Consider the following 1,228-nt stretch of genomic DNA (forward strand, 5'->3'; position numbering starts at 1 on the left):
GCCAGGAGCTGCCCGGCCAGCGCCGCCCAGCCGCGCCGGGGCGGGGCGGCGGCGATGGCGGCCTCGGCCGCGGCGCGGCAGGCCGGATCGGTGATCAGCCGGGTCAGCTTGTCGAGCAGGTCCGACTCGTGGCCCGGCGCGAAGAAGACGGCGCCGCCCTCCCCGGCCTCCAGCAGCCCGGAATGGGCCGGCACCAGCGCGACCTTGCCGGCGGCGAGGCTCTCCGTCACCGGCAGGCCCCAGCCCTCGTGATGGCTGTTGTAGAGGGTGAAGAGGCAGGCCCGGTACAGCGCCGCCAGCAGCGGGTCCGGCACATCGGACAGGATGCGGACCTTGTCGCGCAGCTCCGGCGCATGGGCCAGCAGGTCGAGCGCCGCCTCGGCCCGCCAGCCCGGCCGGCCGACGCAGACCAGCTGCGGCACCGCCGCCGCGCCCAGGCGGCGCGCCAGGGTCAGCCAGGCCTGGAAGACCATCAGGTGGTTCTTGCGCCCCTCGATGGTCGAGACGAAGAGGACGAAAGGCCGGCCGCCGCGCAGCAGCGGATGGTCCGGCGCCGCCCCTGCCACCGGCCGCGGCGCCGCGTCGAGCGGCACCACCGCGACCGGCGGCGCCGGGATCTCCGGCAGCAGCGCCGCGTGCAGGCGCCCGAGGTCCGCGGCGGTGGAGCGGGAGACGGCGAGCACGCCATCGGCATGCAGCGCCAGGTTGGAGAACCAGTGGGCATAGCCGCGCACCGTGCCCTCGGTGCAGTGCTCGGGCAGCAGCAGCGGCACGCAATCGTGCAGCAGCGGCACATGGCGCAGCCCGTCGCGCTGGCGGGCCAGGCGCAGCTGGTCGAGGTAGTCCTCCACCCCCCAGGTGCCGCCGAGCGTGACCAGCACGGCGGCCTCGCCCGCCTCGTCGCGGGTGAAGCGCAGCGGCGGCGCCTGCATCCGCTGGTTCAGCACCGCCACGGCCTCGTGCCAGTCCGGCGCCTCCATCCCTGCCCCCTGGGTCATGAGGTGGTCGAGCCGGCGGAACAACGGCGCCGGCAGGTCGCGCCAGCCGCCGCCCTCGGCCGGCATGGCACAGCGGCGGGGCGGCGCGGCGCCCGCCGAGGCGGCTGCAGCCAAGGCGGGATGGGCCAGGGCGGCATCGGCGATGCCGAGCTGCACGCGCTGGATGCCGCTCGGGGCGCGCCGCCCGCCGCGGACCCAGGCGACCAGGTCGGTCAGGTCCAGCACCACGC

1 protein-coding gene is annotated in these 1,228 nt (G+C 76.8%); it reads right to left on the bottom strand.

Translation table 11 applies throughout. The annotated features are described in order from the left end of the window. Positions 1–1,228 (bottom strand): glycosyltransferase family 4 protein (locus tag ACVMLK_RS21065; RefSeq protein WP_457487545.1); only part of this gene is annotated, 1,228 nt, incomplete at both ends.

The sequence above is a fragment of the Teichococcus aerofrigidensis genome (assembly GCF_054073225.1).